The following is a 22,019-nucleotide window of genomic DNA, read 5'->3' on the forward strand; positions in this document are numbered from 1 at the left end:
CTTCGGCCACGCAAACCCTATATGAATGCTCAGGATAACGCAGGTGAGACAGACATGACCGATACCGCCCCGATGGAAGGCACGCCCCTTATTGCCCCCTCCACCACCGATCACGCGCTGTATGATGCGGTGGTTGAAGCCTGCCGGACGGTCTATGACCCCGAAATACCGGTCAATATTTATGACCTTGGGTTGATCTACACCATTGATATAAATTCCGAAAACGAAGTGCGCCTGATCATGACGCTCACCGCGCCGGGATGTCCTGTTGCGGGCGAAATGCCCGGATGGCTGGCCGATGCGATTGAACCGCTGGACGGGGTCAAACAGGTAGATGTGCAACTCGTCTGGGAGCCGCCATGGGGCATGGAGATGATGAGCGACGAGGCACGGCTCGAATTGGGATTTATGTAGTCCCCCGCCTGCTCTGCTGCGATGCGCCCAGATCACCAGAATTCAGAACGCGCGTCCCATCGGGACGCGCGTTCGTCGTCGGACCACCGCATGCGACGGTCAGCCCGCAACTCAATCCGCCTGCGCAAGCCTAAAAGCACCCAAAAAAGGTTGCATATACCATAACGCACTCTATTATGGATGCATGAAAAGCGCACAGACACATCATATTGCCGTCCTGACCGGCGACATCGTCGGCTCCACCGCGCTGGGCGCGGCGCGGCTCGAACGGGCGATGAAGGCTTTGGAGGCCGAGGCCGCGCGCCAAGAGGCATGGCACGGGGGCCCCTTGCATTTCACCCGCCACCGCGGCGACGGGTGGCAAGTGGTGCTGATGCGCCCTGCCCTCGCCTTACGATCGGCGCTTGCCTTTCGCGCGGCCTTGAAGGCCGCAGATGAAGGCTTCGACAGCTATATCGGTCTGGCCATCGGTGACCGCCCGCGCCAACTGACTGGCGACCTCAACAGCCAGAACGCGGCGGTTTTCATGGCCTCCGGTCATGCCCTCGACGATATCAAGACCACCGCGACCAGCGTCCGCATGGCGACCAATACCGGTGGCGATTTCAACGCGCTGACCTTGATGATGGATCACAAATCCCAAGATTGGACCCAAGCGCAGGCCAAAGCGGTGATGTTGGCAATCCCGCCCGATGCGGATTTATTCTATACCGACATGGCCAAAACGCTGGATATCTCGCGGCAAGCCGTGACAAAATCGCTTAAAAGCGCCTGGTTCGAAGTGATCGATATGGCGTTGACCAGCAGCGAACAGGCGCGAGAAACATGATCGAAACCATCACCGCTTTGACCCTTGCGCATATGCTAGCCGATTTTCCGCTGCAAAGTGGTTGGATGGTGCGGCGCAAACGCAATATCGGCGTGCTGTTGTTGCATGGGGCGATTGTATTGCTGACCGCGCAGGCGGCGCTTGGCACGGTCTATGCGCCGGAACTGTTGATCCTTGCGGGGGTGCATTTGGTGATTGATGCCGGCAAAACCTATAGCGGAGCGCGCGGATTTTGGCCCTATCTCGCGGATCAGGCGGCGCATTTTGCGGTGATCGTTGCGGTCGCGGGCTATGCGCCGGATCTGTGGTCCGGGGGGCTTTGGGCCGGCTATGATATGGTTTTGCCGCTGATGGCGGTGACGGCCGGATTGGTTGCGACGTTACAAATGGGCGAATATGCCATCGGTTTCCTGATGGCGCCGCATGCCCTGCGCATACGCAATCAGGGGCTCAACAACGGCGGACGGTTGATTGGCACCCTAGAGCGCGCGATGATCTTTACTTTGATTGGAATGGGGCAACCCTTGGGTGTTGGTTTTCTCGTCGCGGCGAAATCGATCCTGCGCTTTGGCACCGCCACGCGCGACCAACGGACTGCCGAATATGTGATTATCGGCACATTGGCCTCGTTTTTATGGGCACTTCTGGCCTCTTATGCGACGTTTGCATGGGTCACATTGTTGCCAGCCATTGAGATTACCGGCGCCCTACCCTAAGTATAGGCCAAGCGAAAAGGACAACACCCATGTTCGGAATCCCCGGAAAACAAGCCCTCACCATGACGCCTGCGGCGGCGGCGCAAATCATGAAGCTGATGCAAAAGGACGGCTCAATGGGGCTGCGCATTGGCGTGAAAAAAGGCGGCTGCGCAGGCATGGAATATACCATGGAATACGTGGACGCCGTTGATCCCGCCGACGAAGTGGTGGAACAGGACGGCGCACGGGTGATGATCGCGCCGATGGCGCAAATGTTCCTGTTCGGCACGCAAATCGATTACAAAACCTCGCTTTTGGAATCCGGTTTTCACTTCAACAATCCCAATGTCACCGAAGCCTGCGGCTGTGGCGAGTCGATCAAATTCGCCGGCATGTAAATGCCCCCCCGCAAGGTGCGGTTACATTGCGGTTCTCTTTGCCAATTCAGGTCCCATACGGGGGTGCCGCCCCATGCGGCCTCCCCAAAAGCGACATGCGCGCTCTAACCAAATCCGATGCCCCCACTGACGGCGACGACATAAGACACCGCACACCCAACTTCGATTAAGCATTTACTATTAAAGACTTACGGATTAAAGCTCGGGCGCAATCGATACGCTGTTTGGCGCATACCTCTACGGGTTTTTCAAGTGCAGATAGGTCTCGTCAAAGCGTTTCTTCAAATGCCGTCCCGCCAGAACCTCTTCGCCCGATCCCAAAGGCGCAACATTGGTGTCATAATTGGGGTTAAAGAACATCGGCACGGAAATCCGCTCCGCGCCGGACCCACGCACGCGGTGCACCGTCGCGGTGACGCGCCCGCGCGTCCACATTTGTAACATTTCGCCAAAGTTGATGATGAAACTGCCCGGGCGGGTTTCGACCGCCCGCCATGTCCCATCGGCGGTCTTGACCTCCAACCCCGGGACACCATCGGTGGCCAAAAGCGTCACGCAGCCGTAATCGGTATGGGCGGCGATCCCGAAATCCTTCTCGCCCGCCCAATCGGGGCGCGCCGGATAGAAATTGCCGCGCAGCAAAGCCATGGGCCGCGAAAACTTGTCATCGAAATATCCGTCATCCTCACCAATCGCCGCTGCGATTGCGCGCAAGAGCGTACGGCAAACCTCTAGCGCCTGATGGTAATAGCCTTCGATCGTGGCGCGAAACTCAGGCATATCGGCAGGCCAAAGGTTCGGCGCATAGACCGACAGGTTTTTCGCCGTTAGCACATCCCCCGCGGGCAATTCGAACCCGCAATCATACACTTCTTTGTAATCGGGATTGGCCATCGGATCGACTTGCTCCGCGCCGCCGGCGCCCCACCCGCGATTTGCGCCGGTGCGGGCCATATTAACGGCCTGTTTGAAGGCCTCGTCCCGATGAAAAAAATCAGCATAAGCGGCGATAACCTCATCGATGCGCGCTGCATCGATCGCCGTGTTATAAAGGATCAAAAACCCGATATCCTCCGCCCCACGGCGCAAATCAACCATGGTTTGCGGATCGCGTTTAACAAGTTTTTGCATGTCTATGCGGGGGATCATCGGCGGCTCCTGCGTGGCAAATCCATCTCCCTTCGCAGGGATCGCCGCCTGTCTAACGACTTGCCCTTGCGGATGCAAAGCGCGCCTGCCAAGGATGGGTCTTGACTGTCCGGTGCCCCTGCGCAGGATGGAACATGAGGCGAAATCATTCACGATCGTTCAATCATAACGGAGTAGGCAATGCGGCGGAAACTGGCAGCGGGCAATTGGAAAATGAACGGGCTGCGCACCGATTTGGCCGAATTGGAGGCCTTGGCAGCGACCTTTGCCGCACCAAAGGTCGATATTTTACTCTGCCCGCCCGCGACCTTGTTGGCGCCAGCCGCAGCCTGCAGCGGCCCGATTGCCATTGGCGCGCAAGATTGCCATGCCCAAGACAGCGGCGCGCATACGGGTGACGTTTCGGCCCCCATGATTAAGGACGCTGGCGCAAATGCGGTCATTTTGGGCCATTCCGAACGTCGCACCGACCATGGCGAAAGCAGCGATGCGGTCCGCGCCAAGGCCGTAGCCGCACAGGCGGCAGGGTTGACCACGGTGATCTGCCTTGGCGAAAGCTTCAAACAACGCGAAGCCGCCAATACGCTCGATATCATCGGCGGACAATTGTCGACCTCTGTGCCCGACGGATCAACCGGCGAGAACCTCGTCATCGCCTATGAACCGATCTGGGCCATCGGCACCGGGCTGGTGCCCAACCTCGATCAGATCGGCGAAGTGCATGATTTCATTCGCACGCGGATCGAACGGCGGTTTGGCGCCGGGGTCGGGCGGTCGGTCCGGTTGCTCTACGGTGGTTCGGTCAAGCCCGACAACGCCGCCGATATCTTTGGCGTGAGCAATGTCGATGGGGCCTTGGTCGGCGGAGCAAGCTTGAAATGTGCCGATTTTTCACAGATCATCAACGCATTGGAACAAAGCACCGAATAAACGTGCAGGATCGGGACACCCCTGCTCTTTTCGCGGCACGGGATCGGGGTGGTTAACCAAAAATTAAGCTACGTTAGCGAGTTTGACGATTGATTGAAGGTGAGGGCCGAATGGCACAAGTGTCGCTGATGACGCGGATCGGCAAGTGGTCCGACCATTTGACTTTTTTGGCGCTGCGGTGGCGCGGTGCAGTCGATCCCTCCTATCAACCCACCGAACCGCTTTTGGCGTCGATCCGCCGCTCGCAGATAGACACGACGTTGGCCCTGACCCCCATGATGGTGCAGGCCAATATCGTCTGCCTGTTTGCATTGATCTTTATGGAGGTGATGGACCCGCGCGGGCAGTATTTCATTTACATCTGGTCCTCAGTGCTCCTGGCGTTTTTGGTGAATTGGATCAGCGCCTATCGCATCGCGCGAACCGACCGAGACTTTGGGCGTAACCGCCAGGCCAAGGCCCATTCCATCGGGGTGCTAATCTGCTCGTGCTTGACCTTTGCCTCGGTGTGGAGTTTTGGCCTGATCATGGCGCTGTCCCGCGCGAATGTACAAGAAACCAGCTTTTTGGGTGCAATGATCGCCGGGATGGTCGCGGGGGGAGCTTGGGCGCTCTATGCCATTCCGCTTGCGGCGGTGGCCTATGGCTTGATTTTATTGGTGCCGGCGGTGGTCGCATATGCGGTGTTGGGCGGCCCGCTTTGGGGGTTTTATATTCTCGTCTCTGTCAGTTTCGCCGCCTTGGTGATTGCGGCGGTCATCCGCCATTCCACACAATTCATCGCCGAACGGATCGGATATGAACAAGCCGCCGCACAACGCGATGTGATATCGTTGTTGATGAATGACATCGAAGCCACGGGAACCTGCTGGCTGTGGCGCGGCGATGCGAAACTCCGGCTCAGCCATGTGTCGGACGGGTTTGCGGTAGCACTCGGATTGCAGCAAAACACCATTCTCGGGCGGCGCTTGCCCGAAATTCTAATGGAATGCGGCGCCCGCGGAGATGATCCGAAAAGCCAGGAAACCTTTGATCTGATTGCCAGTTCCGAAGGCGCGGGGTTGCCAAATTTCGAATTTCGCCTAACCCTCACCCCGCCGGACGGAAGCGAACGGCATCTGGCGTTTTACGGCAGCCGCAGCGACGTGGGGGACGCCGCCCGCGCGCCCTTTGAGGGGTTTGTGCGCGACATCACCGACGCGGTGCGCGATCATGAGAAAATTCAATTTCTTGCGACCCGCGATGCGCTCACCGGTCTTTGGAATGCTTCGGGGTTTATCTCGCGCGCCCAAGAAGAAATCGACAAACGTTTCGGCCACACACGCCCGCGCGGGCTGTCGGCCGCGACCACGGCACTGCCCCTTCCCACCGCCAGCAAAGGGCCCCGGCTGACCGATCCGGCGACGCCGATCTCGATGTTTCTCTATATCGACGCCGACAACCTTAAAGCGGTGAATGACACCTACGGGCACCGTGCCGGGGATGCTTTGCTGATCAAAGTCGGGCGCAGTTTGATCGACGTGGCTGGCGCGAACTGTGTGGTCGGGCGCAAAGGCGGCGATGAATTTCAACTCTTTGGCTTTTTTGACAGCGAAGCGCAGGCACGTAATATCGCGCAGCGCTTGCTACAGCGCCTCAACGCCGATTTCCAGTTTGACACGATCACCATTCGCAAAAGCTGTTCCATCGGGGCGGTGATCCTATCGCGCGGCAATCATTCCATTGGCACGATGGAACAGTGGGCGGATCGCGCGCTCTATTCCGCCAAGAACAAGGGCAAGGCCCGGTTGGAGTATTACAACGAAGAGCTGGGCGCCGAGGTCTTCAAGCAACGCCGGATTACCGCCGATCTGCCCGCGTTTTTGGAACGCGGCGAATTGAGCGTGTGCTACCAGCCTATCGTTTGTGTGGACACGGAGGCCATTGTCGGTTGCGAGGCCTTGCTGCGGTGGACGCATCCCTATTTCGGGCCGGTGTCGCCCGCCGCCATCGTCGAGGCGGCCCGCACCACCGGCAAACAGGCCGAGCTCGGAGATTACATTTTGCGGCAGGCGTTGGAAACGGTTCTTGAGTGGCCCGGATCGACCTATGTTTCCGTCAATGCCACGGCGTTTGAATTGAATGACCCGGATTATTACAGCCGGGTTATCAAGGCTATCGATGACATCGGCTGCGCGCCGGAACGCGTGTGTATCGAGATCACGGAAAGTCAGCTTTTGGAACGCAACCGCACGGTTTTGGCCAATCTTCTGCGGATCCGCAATTGCGGCATCAAAGTCGCGGTGGATGATTTCGGATCTGGCTATTCCTCCTTGTCCTATCTGCCGCAATACCCGTCGAATTTCCTCAAACTCGACCGGTCGCTTCTTGGTCATGACAATCCGGGCACCGGTCGGGCGATTTTACGGGCCGTGGCGACATTGGCGCATGAATTAAAGGTGATGGCCGTGGCAGAGGGTGTAGAGACCGAAGCCGAGTTGCAGATGGTCCGCGATGCGAAGATTTCATTGGTGCAAGGGTTCCATTACCACCAACCAATGAGCCGCAGCGAAATCAAAGTGATGATGGCCGCCAAGGGCGCTGGCACGTTCAAAATGCCATATTAGGCAACATACAGTGGCCGCAATCGCGTCGCCGGTTTGCATCGGTAACCTGATAGATCCCACAGCTTCGCCTTATTGACGCCGTTTTGCGGTGCAAGCCTTGGGGTGTAATTGGATCGGCGCTCACGATGCCGGCCCACCCCGACCGAGCCAGGCACGCAAAAGGATCACGAGCAGGAGCAACATATGCCACAGGAAAAATCACAGGCAAAACCGATGGTCAAATCAACGGCAGCATCCGCCAAAGCCCCCAAAAAACGCGGCGCATCCCCCACCGCGAAATCCACCCGCGCGGCGCAAAAAAACACAAAGCCCGGAAGTGACAAAAGCGGGCCGACCTTTACCGATTACGCCAGCATCTAAACGCAGGGCGCGACACGGCACGTTTCATGATCGCCTCTGGCCTCGGCGCGGCGCAGCAGGTAGATTTGCACCATGAGCCAGACCGCCAACACCCCCGTCACCTCGATCCGCAACATCGGCCCGGCGATGGAGCAAACATTACGCCGCATCGGGATCACCTCAGCCGAGGCGCTGCGCGACTTGGGCGCGGATGCGGCCTACCGGCGGATGTTGGAGAACGGATCGCGTCCGCATTTCATCGCTTATTATGCGCTTGTCATGGCGTTGCAAGGCCGTCCCTGGAATGACTGCAAAGGCAAGGAAAAGGCTGATTTACGTGTGGCCTTCGACGCTTTGGTCAGCGGCGGACATGACAAAGGCCGCTCCGAATTGGAAGCGGCCCTCAATATCATCGGCGTGGTCGAGCGGCGCGATTAACGCCCCGCCCGAACCCATGGTTTAGCCAACCAGTTCAAGACCGGAGAAGAAGAATGCGATTTCTTCTGCTGCGGTTTCTGGCGCGTCCGAACCGTGGACCGAATTTTCACCGATCGACAATGCGAACTCTTTGCGGATGGTGCCTTCGGCGGCATCTGCAGGGTTGGTTGCGCCCATGACTTCGCGGTTCTTCGCGATGGCATCTTCGCCTTCGAGCACCTGCACAACGATCGGCTCGGAGATCATGAATTCGCAAAGCTCGCCAAAGAAGGGACGCTCGGAGTGGACGCCATAGAATTGCTGCGCCTGTGCGAGGGTCAACTGGATGCGCTTGCTTGCAACAATGCGCAGGCCGGCCTCTTCGAATTTCGCGGCGATTTTGCCGGTCAGGTTGCGCTTGGTAGCGTCGGGTTTGATGATCGAGAACGTGCGCTGAATGGCCATGATAAACCTCATAAGATGGTGAAGAGACAGACACCGCGCCCGCCCCGAATTAGATCGCGGCTGCGATACCACGGGGCATAGGGTTTGAAAAGCGGCGATTGCGCGCAATATCACCGGATCGCCAATTGACGCCCCCGCGCGGCTCAGGCATGGGAGAGCCATGTTACGCATCAATGATATCTCCTATTCCGTCGCGGGCCGCAGCCTGATTGAAAACGCCTCTGTCACCATTCCGACAGGGCATAAAGTCGGCATTGTCGGGCGCAACGGCGCCGGCAAAACCACGCTGTTCCGGCTCATTCGCGGCGAATTGGCCTTGGAGGGCGGCGCGATTTCCCTGCCTGAACGGGCCAAGATCGGCGGCGTCGCCCAAGAGGTGCCCGGCAATGAGGTCTCCTTGATCAATACGGTTCTGGCCGCCGACAAAGAGCGCGCCGCGCTGTTGGCCGAAGCCGAAACCGCCACCGATCCGACCCGTATTGCCGAGGTGCAAACCCGCCTTGCCGATATTGACGCATGGTCCGCCGAAGGCCGCGCCTCGTCGATCCTCAAGGGGTTGGGCTTCACCTATGAAGAGCAGCAAATGCCCTGCTCGGCCTTTTCGGGCGGTTGGCGGATGCGGGTGGCTCTGGCTGCGGTTCTGTTTTCCGAACCTGATTATCTGCTGCTTGATGAACCGACCAACTATCTTGATCTCGAAGGCGCTTTGTGGCTCGAAAATTACCTGACGCGCTATCCGCACACGGTCCTCATCGTCAGCCACGACCGCGAATTGCTCAACCGGTCTGTGACCGGTATTTTGCACCTCGAAGAGAAAAAGCTGACCTATTACACGGGCACCTATGACCAATTCGCCGCCGCCCGCGCCCAAGCCCGCGCGGTGCAGGCCGCACAGGCCAAGAAGCAAGAATTGCAGCGCGCGCATTTGCAAAGCTTTGTCGACCGGTTCAAGGCCAAAGCGTCCAAAGCCAAGCAAGCGCAAAGCCGCGTGAAGATGCTTGAAAAAATGACCACGATCACCGCGCCGGAAGACGCCGCGCGGGTGGTGTTTACCTTCCCTGAACCCGAAGAATTGTCCCCTCCGATCATCGCCACCGAAGGCGTGTCGGTCGGCTATGATGGCACGGAAATCCTTGGCAAGTTAAACCTGCGCATTGATCAGGACGACCGCATCGCTCTGCTCGGCCGCAACGGCGAAGGCAAATCCACCTTGTCGAAATTGCTGTCGGGTCGTTTGCAACCGATGGCGGGCAAGATGTCGCAAAGTTCAAAGCTGCGCATCGGGTTCTTTGCCCAGCACCAAGTCGACGAATTGTTCGTTGACGAGACGCCATTGCAGCATTTGATGCGCGAACGCTCCTCCGAGGGGCAGGCACGGTTACGTGCCCGTCTGGCCAGTTTCGGCCTTGGCGCGGATCAAGCCGACACCGAGGTCGGGCGCCTGTCCGGTGGTCAAAAGGCGCGGCTGTCGCTGCTGTTGGCGACGCTCCCTGCCCCGCATTTGCTGATCCTCGATGAACCGACCAACCACCTTGATATCGAAAGCCGCGAGGCCTTGGTTCAAGCGCTCACCGCCTATAGCGGCGCGGTGATTTTGGTCAGCCACGACATGCATTTGCTGTCGCTGGTGGCCGACCGATTGTGGTTGGTGAAAGATGGCCGCGTCAGCCCCTATGAGGAAGATCTGAACGCCTATCGCAAGATGCTGTTGACGCCGGAGAAAACCGATAAAACCGGCGGCAAGGGCAACAAACCGGCCAAAGCCGCGCCCCCGGCACCCAAACGGGCCAGCCGCGAAGACATTCTCGCGCTGCGCGGCGAGGCCCGCAAGGCCGAAGCCCGTGTCGATAAACTCAATGACATGCGGGACAAGCTGGCGAAAAAGTTGGCCGATCCGAATATGTATGAGGGTGCGCGCAAAGACGAAGCCGTGGTGTGGCAAAAGAAATATGCCGAAGTCATGGAAGCGCTCGACCGTGCCGAAGCGCTTTGGGAAGCGGCTATGACCAAATTGGAAAAGGCGGAGGCATAACGCATCGCCTGAAACGATGCGGCGTAACTCGCCTCGTTTCACCAATAGAAACAGTTCTTTTATGCTTGGCGCATTGTCCGGCGGCCTTAATTTTGCCATAAACCCAAAGGGGTTGCCTGTATGAACGGGACTGGTAAATATAATGTCTTTTCAAATATTTAAATTAATAGCGCTGACTGCGGGAGCCGTTTTTGCATCGGCAATAGCGCCGGTGCAGGCCGCAACGGTATCGGGCGGCACAATTTTGGACGGGGCCGGCGCCAATTTGGTGGAAACCGAGATCGGTAGCGCCAGCCTCTTCACCCATACGTGGAGCGGCGAAGGCACCCTCGCCACCTCTGCCAGTTTTCATGCTGCTGCCGATGCCTATGGCCGGACCCTGACGATTTACAACATCCAACACCATTCCGGCGAGGTGCTGCGCGTTGGTGGCTATACCCCTTTAAGATGGGGCGGGGAGTTCCGCAAAGACACCGCATCTTACGATTTTGACTCCGCCGCTTTCGTCTTCAATCTCGACAGTGGCGAGGTGCGGCGCGGCACCGCCGGTGACACTGCATCAATCAATCGCCATGGCGTCTATTTTCCGACCTTTGGATCGGGTCTTGGCCCGATGGGCGCGCGCGGCGTTCTGGGCACCAATAAAGGCGCACGCCAGCAGAGCACCCCCGCAGGGCAAAGTAATTTCCCATCCGGTGATGACACCCAAGGGCAGATCGTGATTGCCGGCGATTCCGGCAATGATGGCGACGATAGGGGCTGGGCGTCTTTCCCCTCGCAGGTTCTCGGCCTTGACGTCTATGGCGTCGAGGATGCCCCCGCTATCCCCCTCCCCGCCGGATGGCCTTTGTTGCTGACCGGCATTGCCGGTTTCGGGGCGCTACGGTTACGGCGGCGCAGCGCGAGGTAACGCGCACAACCTCTTTTCTTCGCCCCCGATCCGTGCTCAGATCGATCTATGGATACTGCATTCCTCATCACGGCCTTTGTGACGTTGTTTGTCATTATTGACCCGATTGGTCTCACGCCGCTCTTCGCGGCGCTGACACAGGGGCTGGGCGCAGCGCAGCGGCGGGTGATGGCCTTGCGTGCCTGTTTGGTGGCAGCGGGGGTTTTGACGCTTTTTGCCCTATTCGGCGAAGCGGTCCTGGGGTTTGTCGGGATTTCGATGCCGGCCTTTCGCATCGCCGGTGGCGTTTTGCTGTTCCTCACAGCGCTTGAAATGCTGTTCGAGAAACGCACCAAACGGCGCTCGGATCAGGCAGATCAAACCGACGGCGGCAGCGCGAGCGGCGATGACGACCCGTCGGTGTTTCCCTTGGGCATTCCCTTGATTGCGGGTCCCGGATCGATCGCCACGGTGATCCTGTTGTCGGGTCAGAAAGCCGGCCTGTTGGGATTGCTGCAGGTGCTCGGGGCGGCCTTTGCGGTTCTTGGATTGGTCTTCGCCATGTTCCTGACCGCGACGATGTTCGAACGCGCGATCGGCAAAACCGGCATCAATGTGCTCACCCGTCTGCTCGGGATGCTCCTCGCCGCGCTGGCGATGCAATTTGTGCTCGATGGTCTGCGCGATTTCAGTTTCGCCGGCTAACTGGTATCGTTGCCGACGCGCCCCTATATGTTGAGGGAGCGCCCCAACATGAGACAAACGATGCCCCCTGCGATGACTGACATTGACCCCGGACAATTGATTTACCTGCTGCTGCTATTGGTGGCAGTGGGCGGTTGGTTTGTGACACAAGGGCGCGGCAATTTGGGCAAACTGAGCCAACAGGCGATGGTCTGGGGCTTGATCTTTGTCGGGGTGATTGCCGCCGTGGGTCTATGGGGCGATATCCGCAACTCCATCGCGCCTCGTCAAAGCGTCATTGCCGAGGCGGGCCGTATCGAATTGCCGCGCGCTCAGGATGGCCATTATTACGTGCAGGCCGAGGTCAACGGCGTGCCGGTGAATTTCGTGGTCGATACCGGCGCCAGCGCCGTGGTGCTGACGCTGCAAGATGCTGTCCGGGCCGGCATCGACACCGATGCTTTGGCCTTTGCAGGCCAAGCCGGCACCGCCAATGGGGTCACGCGCGTCGCTTCGGTGCGGCTCGACAGCCTTGCCATTGGGCCGATTTCCGACAGCGGCCTGCGGGTTTTGGTCAACGCCGGCGAGATGACCAACTCGCTGATGGGGATGAGCTATCTGCAACGCTATGCCTCGATTGAAATTCGCGACGGCATGTTGGTTCTCACGCGTTAGCCCGCGATCGCGGCAAGAGCACGCGCCAGTTACGACACGGCGCGCACTGGCCCGCCAAGGCGCCGCGTAACTTCGTCGCCGGCAAATCCGTCCGCATCCTCGTCGTGCGACAGGCGGAACCGTTCCACCAGATGTTCCAAGGCCGCCGCTTGCGCCGCCAGGTTCGATGCCGCCTCTTCGCAATTGCTCGTCAGCTTGGTGCCCTGCACGACATCCTCGTCAATTGCATTGATCGCAAGGGTCGCTTCGGCGATGGCGCGGTTTTGCTCGGTGCCAGAGACATCGACAGCGCGGATATTTTCCTCAAGCCCATCAATGGCGCGACGGATATCGGTGATTTTGGTGCCCGCCTCATCGGCCAAGGCCACACCGCTGGCAACATTGCGTTGGCTTTCGTCGATCAGACCCTTGATATTGTCGGCCGCATCGGAGGTCTTATGCGCCAAACCGCGCACCTCGGAGGCCACCACCGAAAAGCCCTTTCCTGCCTCACCGGCACGGGCCGCTTCGACCGAAGCGTTCAACGCGAGAATGTTGGTCTGGAAGGCAATTTCTTCAATCGCATTGACGATGGAAACAATTTTGCCCCCGGATTCCGCGATCAATCGCACCGCATCCTTGGTGCGCTGCACCACGGCGCTGCCTGCATCGGACAATTGGCATACCTCTTGGACGCTGGCCATCGCTGCGGCGGCACTGGCGGCATTGTCTTTCACACGCTCATTAATTTGCTCCGCAGTGGCGCTCAACTCGCTCAACGCCGATACCTGCGTGTCGGTTTGACGGGTCAATTGCTGCGCCACGACCCTGATTTCTTCGGCATGTGACGACACCATGGTGCCGCTGTCGCGGATATCGCCGATCATCCCGGACAGGCTTGCGACCGTCCGCATGATGCCGTCTTGGGTTTCACCAAAAGTGCCGGTAAAATGTTTGCTGAAACGGGTGGTCAGATCCGCATCGCTGAAGGCGCCGACCACAAGGTTGATTTCGCGGAAAACGCCGCGCAATTCGCCGGTCAACCTGTTGACGGACGCGGCCACTTGGCCAAGCGCGGGCGTGCTCCATTCTTCGCTCAGAACAACGTCCATATTCCCGTGCGTGACCTGATCGACGATCTCCAAAAGCTCCACCGTCAAAGCATCGGTTTCGCGTTGACGCTCTTCGATTTCGGCGGTTTGGGCCTGCGCCTTCTTGTGTTGCACACGCAATTCTTCGGCAACGCGGCGGCTTTCGGCATCTTTCTGTTCAAGATCCAGAAGCGTGGCGCGGCCCTTCTCTTCAAGCTGCGCCCGGGCGTCGAGCGCGGCATGGAAATCCACCACCACTTCGCGCAAAAGACCAACTTCGTCATTGCTGCTCCACTCTGGCACTGCGACCTGCATGTTGCCCTCGGACAGCGCTGTCAGCGTGCTCGACAGTTCTACCAGACGGTCGATAAACCGACGGCGCAGAATGAAATAGGTTACGAAAGCAACCACCAAAAAGCTTCCTACCCCGATGGCAATCGTTATGACGAGATTCCGTTGCATCGCGGTTTGCACAGCGTGACCCTCATCGACCAAGTTCTGCAAGCTCGCCTCTGTCACGTCGGTCGAGGCGACCACATGTCTGAAGGCGGCAGTAAATTCGGTCTGGATCTGTGCAAACTGCGCTGCGCTCGCCTTAGATTCGCCCTCAATATCCAAGGCCAAATCCGACAGTTGAGTGATCTCGCTTGCCACCGGGCTACCCCCCCGCTCGCCGCCGAACCTTGAGGCCTCATTGACGGCAGCACGCGCCGCTTCGAAGGATGCCTGCGCCTGCTTGAACCCGCCGGATTTACCCCCGTCGCGCGCCTCCCTCACCGCGAGATGCCCGCGCAAGAGCTGTGCGCGCGCCTCACCCAAAAGCGCCTGCGCGCGGGCGTTCTGAGCGACAGTAGGATCGCTTTGCAACGCTGCGACGGCGGCTGCGGTCTTGGCAAATGTCGCATCATAGTTGGCCGCAAGGCTCTGGCCCGTTGCCTCCTTTTGACGCATTGCGAAATAGGTGTCCGACACCCGCTCCAATGCCGCCAAATTCAACATCGCCGTCCCGATCTCACGGGACAGCTGCTGCGCGAACCCGTCGGGCAACACGCCTGCAGGATCGTTTTCCGCCAAGCTGAGCAAGCCGCGTTCAATGCTTTCGCCATGGCTGCGGCTGGCGGCGAAGGCACTGCGTACATTGGTTTCAACAGATGGATCCAAAACCGGCGCAACAAGGCTGTAGACGGCGTGAATCCCGGCTTCGTAAACCCGCAACTGCATCTTCACCGCGTCTTCCGCCAAAGGTGTGATAACATCCTCCACCTCACGGCCCACCGCACTGAGTTGTATCGTCGACAGCAAGGCGCCCCCGCCGCTCAGAAACGCAATCACGGCAAAGGTGGCCAATCCCATCTTTGTTTTGGTCGTAAGCGAGCGGAAGTTGTCCTGCGATGCAGCACCCTTGTTGGCTGTACGGGATACGGTTTCAGGCATATCCGGATCAGTGGAAACAGGGGTATCGGTAGCCGCAGTGGCAAGGCGAGGAAAAAATCGCACAGGAGTGGTCCTTATCAAAACATCGAAGAACCACTACCGTCCATTGATTTCTGAAAGGTTGATGTGAGGCGTTACTCCCGTGGCGCGCTTTGGGCCTTCATCTCCCAGCGGCCGCTTTCTTCGGACCAATATTGCGCTGAAACCCCTGAGCTTGTGAGGCTTTTCCATTGATGGCGGGCGTTTTCCACCGCCGTAGGATTATTTCCATCAAATATGATACAAACCCGCGCCAATGCCTGCGCCTCTGCGGCGGTGGCTTCGGCGCTGTCGAGGGTCATCAGGCAATCAGGCGCATTCACCGCCTCCTGTCCCTCAAGAACCAACAACACAGGTTGATCGGCGGGCTGCGGGCCATCCCACAGCCCATGCGGCAAAAAGCTCTCCGCCGCGCCCTGCCACAAGAGATCATCGAACCGCCTCAGTTGTGCTTCGTCGCGGCCGCGCACGGCCACGCGCCAGCCCGCGCCGCGCGCCTTGCCCAATAACAAAGGCAAGGTATGCTCGACCGGCGCGCGCGTCAGGTGATAAAAATAGGCCGCGCCCATGGGGATACCCTACGCTTCGATCATATCCGAAATCATCCGGTTCAGCGCCAAAACGCCCCAGCCGGTCGCGCCCTTGGGCGAAAAGGTGGTGCCCGATTTGATCGAGGCCACGCCCGCGATATCCAAGTGAATCCACGGCATGTCATCTTTGACAAAGCGTTGGAGGAACATCGCTGCCGTGATCGACCCGGCAGGGCGCCCGCCCGAGTTCGACACATCCGCGACCCGCGATTTGATCAAGCTGTTGTAAGCGTCACCAAGCGGCATGCGCCATGCGCCTTCGCCCTCGGCGTCGGCCGCTTTGAGAAAGCGTTTGCACAGGTCGTCATCATTGGAAAAGACGCCGGCATTTTCATGTCCCAAACCGACGATCACCGCGCCGGTCAATGTGGCCAGATCGATCATGCCGCAGGGTTTGAACCGTTCTTGCGCATACCACATCACATCGGCCAGAACGAGGCGGCCTTCGGCGTCGGTATTGATCACCTCAATCGTGTCGCCCTTCATCGAAGTGACCACATCGCCGGGACGTGTGGCGCGATCCGACGGCATGTTTTCAACGATCCCGACAAGACCGACAACATTGGCCTTCGCCCCGCGCAGCGCCAGCGATTTCATCACGCCAGAGACCACACCCGCGCCGCCCATATCCATGGTCATGTCTTCCATGCCGGCGGCGGGTTTCAGGCTGATCCCGCCGGTGTCGAACACCACGCCTTTGCCGACCAAGGCAAGCGGCGCATCGCCTTTTTCCCCGCCGTTCCATTCCATCACCACCACTTTGGAAGGGCTGATCGATCCATGTCCGACGCTCAAAAGCGCGCCCATGCCGAGCTTCTCAAGGTCTTTCTCCTCAAGCACTTCGACCTTAAGCCCGATATCTTTCATCGCGGCCAAACGGTCCGCAAAATCAGTCGTGGTCAACACATTGGCGGGCTCGTTGACCAGATCACGGGTGAAAAACACCCCTTCTGCCATGGCCAAAAGCGGTTTTGCCTCGGCCTCGACCTCGTCGGCTTTGCTGGCCATGACGGTGACGGCACCGCGCAGATCGGCCTTTTTGGTCATATGGGCATCAAACTCATAGGCCCGCAGCGCGGCGCCCAAGGTCACTTCGGCGGCGCGGCTGTTGTTGGCCAACAACAGCAAAACATCGCTGTCCCCTTGGCGGGCGCTCAAAGCAGCCCCGGCTTTGCGCGCGGTGGCCACATCCGGGCGGCGCGGCAGGCACACAACATCGACCGCCTTGGCGGCCAAACCCGCCGGATAGGCCAAAGATATAACATCTCCGGCCTTCATTTTGGCAATCTCGCCGGCATCGAGCAACCGTTGCACGGCCCCTTTGCTCAGGCGGTTTACACGGCGCGCGCCGGCGTCGAGCTTGCCCTCGGCATCGATAAACACCGCGATGCGTCCGGTGGCGGTGGCAATCGCGTCAATGTCGGTGGCTTTAAAGGTAAAGGAAAGCGGCTCGGTCATGAAAGTCTCCTCAAAGGGCGCTGCGGGGCGCGTGGGTAAATGGGCCGGCACGATCGGCGGGCCGGTGGCAGATCTGCAGCACCCCTTGGCGCGCGCTCTGCTCTGGCCGCACCCGTGGGCAAGCGACCGCCAACACCTAGCGCGCCACCGCGCCATTGACCAGATATCAGTTTTCCCCCCCGCGCAATTGCGGTAACACGGGAGGCAGTTAAGATTTGGGGGATATCGCTTGGCCAGATTCGACAGGTATATGCTGTCGCAACTCATGGTTCTGTTCGGCTTTTTTGCGCTGGTTCTGGTGTCCATCTATTGGATCAATTCCGCAGCGCGCCTGTTCGACCGTTTGGTGGGCGACGGGCAATCGGCCCTGGTGTTTTTGGAATTCACCGCGCTGACCCTGCCCAATGTGATCCGTCTGGTGTTGCCGATGTCTGCCTTTGCGGGCGCGGTTTATGTGACCAACCGACTGAGTTCGGAAAGCGAATTGACGGTGATGCAGGCCACGGGGTTCTCGCCCTGGCGTTTGGCGCGGCCCGTGTTGATTTACGGGATCATCACCGGCATGGTGATGATGACATTGACGCATCTATTGGTGCCGATCAGCCGCGCCATGATGAAAGAGCGCGAAGCCGAGATCTCGCGCAATGTCACTGCCAAACTGCTGACCGAAGGCACATTTTTGCATCCGACCGAGGGCGTGACTTTCTATATCGCTGAAATCGCTTTGGATGGCACACTCAATGATGTGTTCCTCTCCGACCGCTCACAAACCGGATCGGCGGTCACCTATACTGCCAAAAGCGCCTATTTGGTGCGCGCCGCCCCTCCGGAGACCCAAGGCCCGAACACCCCGGCACGCGAAGATGGCAAGGGCACCGGCCAGACCACAAAACTGGTCATGGTCGATGGGATGGTGCAGCAGCTCAATCTCGCCGAAAATCGCCTATCGACTACACATTTTTCCGACTTATCCTATGATATCAGCGGTTTGATTTCTGTGGACACTGTGGACACCCGCAATGTGGTGTATCAACCCAGCCACCGGTTTATCACCGATCCTGCCAAACTTGCGGCCGAAACCGGCCTTCCGCTCAGCGAGGTTTTGGCGCGGCTACATCAACGGTTTGCCGAGCCGCTCTTATGCGTTGTCGGTGCCCTGATCGGGTTTTCGGCACTTTTGGTTGGCGGATTTTCGCGGTTTGGTGTCTGGCGGCAGATCATCATGGCGTTGCTCTTGCTGGTGGTGGTGAAATCCATCGAGGGCGCGGTCACGACACCCGCGCGGCGCAACGACGCGCTTTGGCCCTTGATCTATTTGCCGGAACTGATCGGGTTTGCCATGGCCGGCGGGCTTTTGGCGTGGTCGGGGCGCAAACGCCGACGCGGGCGGCCGCACCGGCCGGCCCCGGACGGTGGCAATGGCAATGGCGGCGAGGGCAATACATACGCCCCCGATCAAGCTGGCCGTGAGACCGGTGCAGCGCCCGAAACACGGGACCAGATGACAACGCGCGGTCCCGCGACGGAGCCGATGACATGAGGCTGCATTTTTATTTCGCACGCAAATTCGCCAAAAGCTTCTTCGGGCTTTCTGCGGTGTTTATCTTGCTGACCACATTGATTGATCTGGTCGAACAATTGCGTCGTTTGGGCGACACTTCGGCCAGCTTCGGACAGGTGGTTGAACTGACGCTTTTGAATGCGCCAGACGGATTTTACACAATCATGCCTTTGGTGATGATCCTCGCCACGGTGGTGCTGTATCTGGGGTTGGCGCGCAGCTCGGAATTGGTTGTCTTGCGGGCCTCGGGGCGGTCGGCACTGACCTCATTGATCGCGCCGGTAATCGTGGCGGCAGCGATTGGCATGGTGGCGATTTCGGTGCTCAATCCGATCGTTGCGGCCACGTCAAAACAGTTTTCGCAACTCTATGAATTCTATTCCACCGGCACCGAAGAAGTGTTGTCGATCTCCTCCGAAGGGCTTTGGTTGCGTCAGGCCGATGCCGAAGGGCAAACCGTGATCCGCGCGGCGCGGGCCAATCCCCAGGCCACGGTGCTCTATGATGTGAGTTTTATCAGCTATGGCATGACGGGCCCGATACGCCGGATCGAAGCGCAATCCGCTACGCTCGGGGCCGGCAACTGGCGGTTGACCGATGCCACTGTCTGGCCTTTGACTGCGGGGATCAACCCCGAAGCACAGGTCCAAAACCATACAGAGCTTACCCTCTCGTCCTCCTTGACCAAAGAGAGAATTTTAGAAGGCTTCGGCAAACCCTCTGCGATCTCGATCTGGAACCTGCCGGCGCATATCGATCAACTCAGCCAAGCCGGGTTTTCCCCGCGTCGCCATGCGGTGTGGTTTCAAATGGAATTGGCCAAACCGGTCTTTTTGATTGCGATGGTTCTGGTTGCGGCGGCCTTTACAATGCGCCATGTGCGGTTCGGAAAAACCGGCGTTTCGGTGCTGAGCGCGGTTATGCTGGGCTTTGGGCTTTATTATGTCCGCAATTTCGCGCAAATCTTGGGAGAGAACGGACAAATCCCCGTTGTTCTGGCGGCCTGGGCGCCGCCCGTGGCCTCGGTGATGTTGGGATTGGGAATTTTGCTGCATATGGAGGACGGATAATGCGCGCGGGTTTGAAGACGGTCAACGCGGCGGCGCTTGCGGCGGCGCTTGCGACATTGCCCGTGTTGCAACCGGCGGCAGCCACGGCGCAAGACACCGCCGCGCCCCCCGCAGCCACGCGCACCACGACGCAAGCCGAATCCGCCCCCTCCGCCATTTTGGTCGCAGACAACGTTTTTTTACGTGATGAGAACACATTGGTGGCCGAAGGCGCCGTCGAGGTGCTTTATGACACAACGCGACTGCGTGCGCGCAAGATCACCTATCTGCGCGGCGAGGGGCAATTGATGATCGAGGGGCCGGTGCGGATCACCGAAACCGGCACAGTCGACGGAGAAGATCACGACAGCATCATCATCGCCGACAGCGCTGAATTGGACCGCGATCTGCAAAACGGGATCATTCGCGGGGCGCGGCTGGTTCTGGATCAGCAATTGCAATTGGCCGCCTTGAACATGAGCCGCGCCAACGGACGGTACAGCCGTCTTTACAAAGCTTCGGTGACCTCTTGTCGTGTGTGCGCTGCCGATGGTGTCGCGCGCGCACCGCTCTGGCAAATCCGTGCCGAAAGCGTGGTACATGACCAAGACGCGCGGCAGCTTCACTTTACCAAAGCACAGCTGCGGGTCTTGGATTTTCCGGTGCTGTACCTGCCGCGCCTGCGCTTACCCGACCCGACCCAAACCCGCGCCACCGGGTTCTTGGTCCCCTCGTCGCATAGCTCGACCTTGTTGGGGTTTGGGGTGCGGGTGCCGTATTTCATCAAGATGGGTGACCACCGCGATCTGACCCTGACGCCATATCTGTCGCGCGACAGCCGGACGCTTGAATGGCGCTATCGGCAATCCTACCGGAATGGTCAAATCGAGATCACTGGCGCTTTCAGTCAAGACAGTTTGCAAGACGACACACGGGCTTATCTATTCGCCAACGGGCAATTCGCCCTGCCCCGCGATTTCACCCTCAGCTTCGACATCGAGGCGGTGAAGGATGACGCCTATCTGGTCGATTACGGATATTCGAGCAAAGACCGTTTGGACAGCGACATCACCCTGAACCGGGTGCGACGCGGCGAGTATATCAATGCAGCGCTGACCAATTACCACACGCTGCGCGAAGACGAACGCAACGCCACGATCCCGTCGATCATTGCTGATTTGAATTATGAGCGACGGCTGTTTCCCTCTGCGTTGGGCGGCGAGCTGCGGTTGTCGGCGGGGCTGCGGCATTTCTACCGGTACTCGGATCTCGATTATGACAGCACCGATAGCGATTTGATCACCGACGGGCGCGATGTCACACAGCTTTCGGCGACAATGCTCTGGTCGCGCGATTGGACATTGGCGGGGGGGCTGCGGCTTGGGGCCACCGGCGCGCTATCCTTTGACAGTTTCATCATCGCCCAAGATTCGAGTTACCCCGGTTCAACCGCACAGATGACGCCGACCGGCGCGCTGCGGTTGAGTTATCCTTTGGAAAAAACCACAGCCAATGGCACCCGCCATGTGGTTGAACCGATGGCCCAGATCAGCTGGACCGGGGGCGAAAAATTAAATGTCCCGAACGAGCAATCCACGCTCAACGAATTTGACAGCGGCAATCTGTTTTCCCTGTCGCGGTTCAACGCAACAGACCGGCGCGAACGCGGCACGGCCTTGGCGCTTGGCACCCGTTGGTCACGCTATGCGGCTTCGGGCAATGAAAGCACCTTTGTTTTGGGTCAGGTGTTCCGCGACGAGGCCGATAGCGATTTCACCCGTTCGTCGGGCCTGTCGGGCAAGACATCGGGTATTTTGGTTGGCAGCCAATGGCGCAGCGCCAACGGACTGGCCCTGACCGGGCGCGGGGTGTTGGATATGGATCTGGACCTGAGCAAGATCGAGGCGCGCGCCGAATGGTTCAAATCCGACGCGGCGAACCTGTCCGCCTCTTATGTCTGGCTGGGGGCCGACACCGTAGAGGATCGCCCCGACACCGTCTCGGAATGGTCGATCGATGGCAGCTACCGCATTGCCCGCCATTGGATCGGATCGGCCAATTGGCGTTATGATGTGGCCGATGACCGCACCGCCGAAGCCGGGATCGGTATCCAATACCGTAACGAATGTGTGGATGTGATGCTTTCGCTCTCGCGCCGCTTCACTTCCTCGCTTATCCTTGCGCCCTCAACCGACATTTCCTTTACGGTCGGGCTGCGAGGCTTTAGCACTGACACTATCGACAAAAGCTATACGCGCAGATGCAAGAATTAAACAGGCAGGACGACACCGCA

At 59.0% G+C, this 22,019-nt stretch carries 20 protein-coding genes; 15 read left to right on the forward strand and 5 right to left on the reverse strand.

The window, feature by feature from the left end; translation table 11 throughout:
- Positions 1 to 54: 54 nt before the first annotated feature.
- From DI396_RS00115 to DI396_RS00130, 4 genes are all read left to right on the forward strand, one after another.
- Positions 55 to 414, forward strand: coding sequence for an SUF system Fe-S cluster assembly protein (locus tag DI396_RS00115; protein ID WP_110794159.1), 360 nt, complete (start codon positions 55 to 57; stop codon positions 412 to 414).
- A 184-nt stretch (positions 415 to 598) separates the two neighbouring features.
- On the forward strand, positions 599 to 1,243 hold the full coding sequence (locus DI396_RS00120; protein ID WP_110794160.1) for a hypothetical protein: 645 nt from the start codon (positions 599 to 601) through the stop codon (positions 1,241 to 1,243).
- Positions 1,240 to 1,959 carry a DUF3307 domain-containing protein gene (locus tag DI396_RS00125; protein WP_110794161.1) on the forward strand — a complete coding sequence of 240 codons (720 nt, stop codon included), beginning with the start codon at positions 1,240 to 1,242 and terminating at the stop codon, positions 1,957 to 1,959. The genes DI396_RS00120 and DI396_RS00125 overlap by 4 nt, the downstream gene beginning before the upstream one ends.
- Before the next feature lie 29 nt (positions 1,960 to 1,988).
- Complete coding sequence (locus DI396_RS00130) at positions 1,989 to 2,339, forward strand: HesB/IscA family protein (protein WP_110794162.1); 351 nt, start codon at positions 1,989 to 1,991, stop codon at positions 2,337 to 2,339.
- Positions 2,340 to 2,576: 237 nt separating this feature from the next.
- Here the strand turns inward: DI396_RS00130 and DI396_RS00135 are convergent, their stop codons facing one another.
- Positions 2,577 to 3,488 carry an isopenicillin N synthase family dioxygenase gene (locus tag DI396_RS00135; RefSeq protein WP_110794163.1) on the reverse strand — a complete coding sequence of 304 codons (912 nt, stop codon included), beginning with the start codon at positions 3,486 to 3,488 and terminating at the stop codon, positions 2,577 to 2,579.
- Positions 3,489 to 3,668: 180 nt separating this feature from the next.
- Between DI396_RS00135 and tpiA the strand changes: the two genes are divergently transcribed.
- From tpiA to DI396_RS00150, 4 genes are all read left to right on the forward strand, one after another.
- Positions 3,669 to 4,418 (forward strand): triose-phosphate isomerase, encoded by a 750-nt coding sequence (gene tpiA / locus DI396_RS00140; protein ID WP_110794164.1) that lies wholly within the window; start codon positions 3,669 to 3,671, stop codon positions 4,416 to 4,418.
- 110 nt (positions 4,419 to 4,528) lie between these two features.
- Positions 4,529 to 7,024: a putative bifunctional diguanylate cyclase/phosphodiesterase gene (locus DI396_RS00145; RefSeq protein WP_110794165.1), complete on the forward strand. Its 2,496-nt coding sequence runs from the start codon at positions 4,529 to 4,531 to the stop codon at positions 7,022 to 7,024.
- 183 nt (positions 7,025 to 7,207) lie between these two features.
- Positions 7,208 to 7,384 carry a hypothetical protein gene (locus DI396_RS16370; protein WP_162617111.1) on the forward strand — a complete coding sequence of 59 codons (177 nt, stop codon included), beginning with the start codon at positions 7,208 to 7,210 and terminating at the stop codon, positions 7,382 to 7,384.
- A 72-nt stretch (positions 7,385 to 7,456) separates the two neighbouring features.
- Positions 7,457 to 7,801, forward strand: coding sequence for a TfoX/Sxy family protein (locus DI396_RS00150; RefSeq protein WP_110794166.1), 345 nt, complete (start codon positions 7,457 to 7,459; stop codon positions 7,799 to 7,801).
- 21 nt (positions 7,802 to 7,822) lie between these two features.
- Here DI396_RS00150 and ndk read toward each other — a convergent pair whose 3' ends face one another.
- On the reverse strand, positions 7,823 to 8,245 hold the full coding sequence (gene ndk, locus DI396_RS00155; protein WP_089946822.1) for a nucleoside-diphosphate kinase: 423 nt from the start codon (positions 8,243 to 8,245) through the stop codon (positions 7,823 to 7,825).
- Between the two features lie 160 nt (positions 8,246 to 8,405).
- Between ndk and DI396_RS00160 the strand changes: the two genes are divergently transcribed.
- The 4 genes from DI396_RS00160 to DI396_RS00175 all read left to right on the forward strand — a co-directional run bounded on the left by DI396_RS00160 (position 8,406) and on the right by DI396_RS00175 (position 12,525).
- Positions 8,406 to 10,277, forward strand: coding sequence for an ABC-F family ATP-binding cassette domain-containing protein (locus DI396_RS00160; protein ID WP_110794167.1), 1,872 nt, complete (start codon positions 8,406 to 8,408; stop codon positions 10,275 to 10,277).
- Positions 10,278 to 10,419: 142 nt separating this feature from the next.
- On the forward strand, positions 10,420 to 11,187 hold the full coding sequence (locus DI396_RS00165; protein WP_110794168.1) for a VPLPA-CTERM sorting domain-containing protein: 768 nt from the start codon (positions 10,420 to 10,422) through the stop codon (positions 11,185 to 11,187).
- 48 nt (positions 11,188 to 11,235) lie between these two features.
- Entirely contained in the window at positions 11,236 to 11,871 is a 636-nt protein-coding gene (locus tag DI396_RS00170) for a MarC family protein (protein ID WP_110794169.1), read from the forward strand.
- A 48-nt stretch (positions 11,872 to 11,919) separates the two neighbouring features.
- A complete protein-coding gene (locus tag DI396_RS00175) occupies positions 11,920 to 12,525 on the forward strand; it encodes a retropepsin-like aspartic protease family protein (RefSeq protein WP_235851684.1) in 606 nt (201 codons plus the stop codon).
- A 29-nt stretch (positions 12,526 to 12,554) separates the two neighbouring features.
- Here the strand turns inward: DI396_RS00175 and DI396_RS00180 are convergent, their stop codons facing one another.
- From DI396_RS00180 to DI396_RS00190, 3 genes are all read right to left on the reverse strand, one after another.
- Positions 12,555 to 15,092 carry a methyl-accepting chemotaxis protein gene (locus DI396_RS00180; protein WP_162617112.1) on the reverse strand — a complete coding sequence of 846 codons (2,538 nt, stop codon included), beginning with the start codon at positions 15,090 to 15,092 and terminating at the stop codon, positions 12,555 to 12,557.
- 71 nt (positions 15,093 to 15,163) lie between these two features.
- A complete protein-coding gene (locus DI396_RS00185) occupies positions 15,164 to 15,637 on the reverse strand; it encodes a DNA polymerase III subunit chi (protein ID WP_110794171.1) in 474 nt (157 codons plus the stop codon).
- A 9-nt stretch (positions 15,638 to 15,646) separates the two neighbouring features.
- Positions 15,647 to 17,116 carry a leucyl aminopeptidase gene (locus DI396_RS00190; RefSeq protein WP_110794172.1) on the reverse strand — a complete coding sequence of 490 codons (1,470 nt, stop codon included), beginning with the start codon at positions 17,114 to 17,116 and terminating at the stop codon, positions 15,647 to 15,649.
- A 229-nt stretch (positions 17,117 to 17,345) separates the two neighbouring features.
- On the opposite strand from DI396_RS00190, the gene DI396_RS00200 reads away from it, so the two are divergent.
- Genes DI396_RS00200 through DI396_RS00210 form a run of 3 tightly spaced genes read left to right on the forward strand, consistent with a single transcriptional unit; the run spans position 17,346 to position 21,999 of the window.
- Positions 17,346 to 18,656, forward strand: coding sequence for an LPS export ABC transporter permease LptF (locus DI396_RS00200; RefSeq protein WP_110794174.1), 1,311 nt, complete (start codon positions 17,346 to 17,348; stop codon positions 18,654 to 18,656).
- The gene (gene lptG, locus DI396_RS00205) at positions 18,653 to 19,747 is read left to right on the forward strand and encodes an LPS export ABC transporter permease LptG (RefSeq protein ID WP_110794175.1); all 1,095 of its coding nucleotides are present in this window, start codon (positions 18,653 to 18,655) and stop codon (positions 19,745 to 19,747) included. Before DI396_RS00200 ends, lptG begins: the two co-directional genes overlap by 4 nt.
- On the forward strand, positions 19,747 to 21,999 hold the full coding sequence (locus DI396_RS00210; protein WP_110794176.1) for an LPS-assembly protein LptD: 2,253 nt from the start codon (positions 19,747 to 19,749) through the stop codon (positions 21,997 to 21,999). The genes lptG and DI396_RS00210 overlap by 1 nt, the downstream gene beginning before the upstream one ends.
- Positions 22,000 to 22,019 lie beyond the last annotated feature (20 nt).

It is taken from the genome of Litorivita pollutaquae (genome assembly GCF_003205515.1).
Classification (GTDB): Bacteria; Pseudomonadota; Alphaproteobacteria; order Rhodobacterales; family Rhodobacteraceae; genus Litorivita; species Litorivita pollutaquae.

Excerpts from the sequence above, each read along its gene's own strand:
- lptG (WP_110794175.1), top strand. The coding sequence starts at position 18,653 with ATGAGGCTGCATTTTTATTTCGCACGCAAATTCGCCAAAAGCTTCTTC.
- DI396_RS00150 (WP_110794166.1), top strand. The coding sequence starts at position 7,457 with ATGAGCCAGACCGCCAACACCCCCGTCACCTCGATCCGCAACATCGGC.
- DI396_RS00170 (WP_110794169.1), top strand. The coding sequence starts at position 11,236 with ATGGATACTGCATTCCTCATCACGGCCTTTGTGACGTTGTTTGTCATT.
- DI396_RS16370 (WP_162617111.1), top strand. The coding sequence starts at position 7,208 with ATGCCACAGGAAAAATCACAGGCAAAACCGATGGTCAAATCAACGGCA.
- DI396_RS00115 (WP_110794159.1), top strand. The coding sequence starts at position 55 with ATGACCGATACCGCCCCGATGGAAGGCACGCCCCTTATTGCCCCCTCC.
- DI396_RS00190 (WP_110794172.1), bottom strand. The coding sequence starts at position 17,116 with ATGACCGAGCCGCTTTCCTTTACCTTTAAAGCCACCGACATTGACGCG.
- DI396_RS00210 (WP_110794176.1), top strand. The coding sequence starts at position 19,747 with ATGCGCGCGGGTTTGAAGACGGTCAACGCGGCGGCGCTTGCGGCGGCG.
- DI396_RS00175 (WP_235851684.1), top strand. The coding sequence starts at position 11,920 with ATGAGACAAACGATGCCCCCTGCGATGACTGACATTGACCCCGGACAA.
- ndk (WP_089946822.1), bottom strand. The coding sequence starts at position 8,245 with ATGGCCATTCAGCGCACGTTCTCGATCATCAAACCCGACGCTACCAAG.
- DI396_RS00160 (WP_110794167.1), top strand. The coding sequence starts at position 8,406 with ATGTTACGCATCAATGATATCTCCTATTCCGTCGCGGGCCGCAGCCTG.
- DI396_RS00135 (WP_110794163.1), bottom strand. The coding sequence starts at position 3,488 with ATGATCCCCCGCATAGACATGCAAAAACTTGTTAAACGCGATCCGCAA.
- DI396_RS00145 (WP_110794165.1), top strand. The coding sequence starts at position 4,529 with ATGGCACAAGTGTCGCTGATGACGCGGATCGGCAAGTGGTCCGACCAT.
- DI396_RS00125 (WP_110794161.1), top strand. The coding sequence starts at position 1,240 with ATGATCGAAACCATCACCGCTTTGACCCTTGCGCATATGCTAGCCGAT.
- DI396_RS00165 (WP_110794168.1), top strand. The coding sequence starts at position 10,420 with ATGTCTTTTCAAATATTTAAATTAATAGCGCTGACTGCGGGAGCCGTT.
- DI396_RS00185 (WP_110794171.1), bottom strand. The coding sequence starts at position 15,637 with ATGGGCGCGGCCTATTTTTATCACCTGACGCGCGCGCCGGTCGAGCAT.
- DI396_RS00130 (WP_110794162.1), top strand. The coding sequence starts at position 1,989 with ATGTTCGGAATCCCCGGAAAACAAGCCCTCACCATGACGCCTGCGGCG.
- tpiA (WP_110794164.1), top strand. The coding sequence starts at position 3,669 with ATGCGGCGGAAACTGGCAGCGGGCAATTGGAAAATGAACGGGCTGCGC.
- DI396_RS00120 (WP_110794160.1), top strand. The coding sequence starts at position 599 with ATGAAAAGCGCACAGACACATCATATTGCCGTCCTGACCGGCGACATC.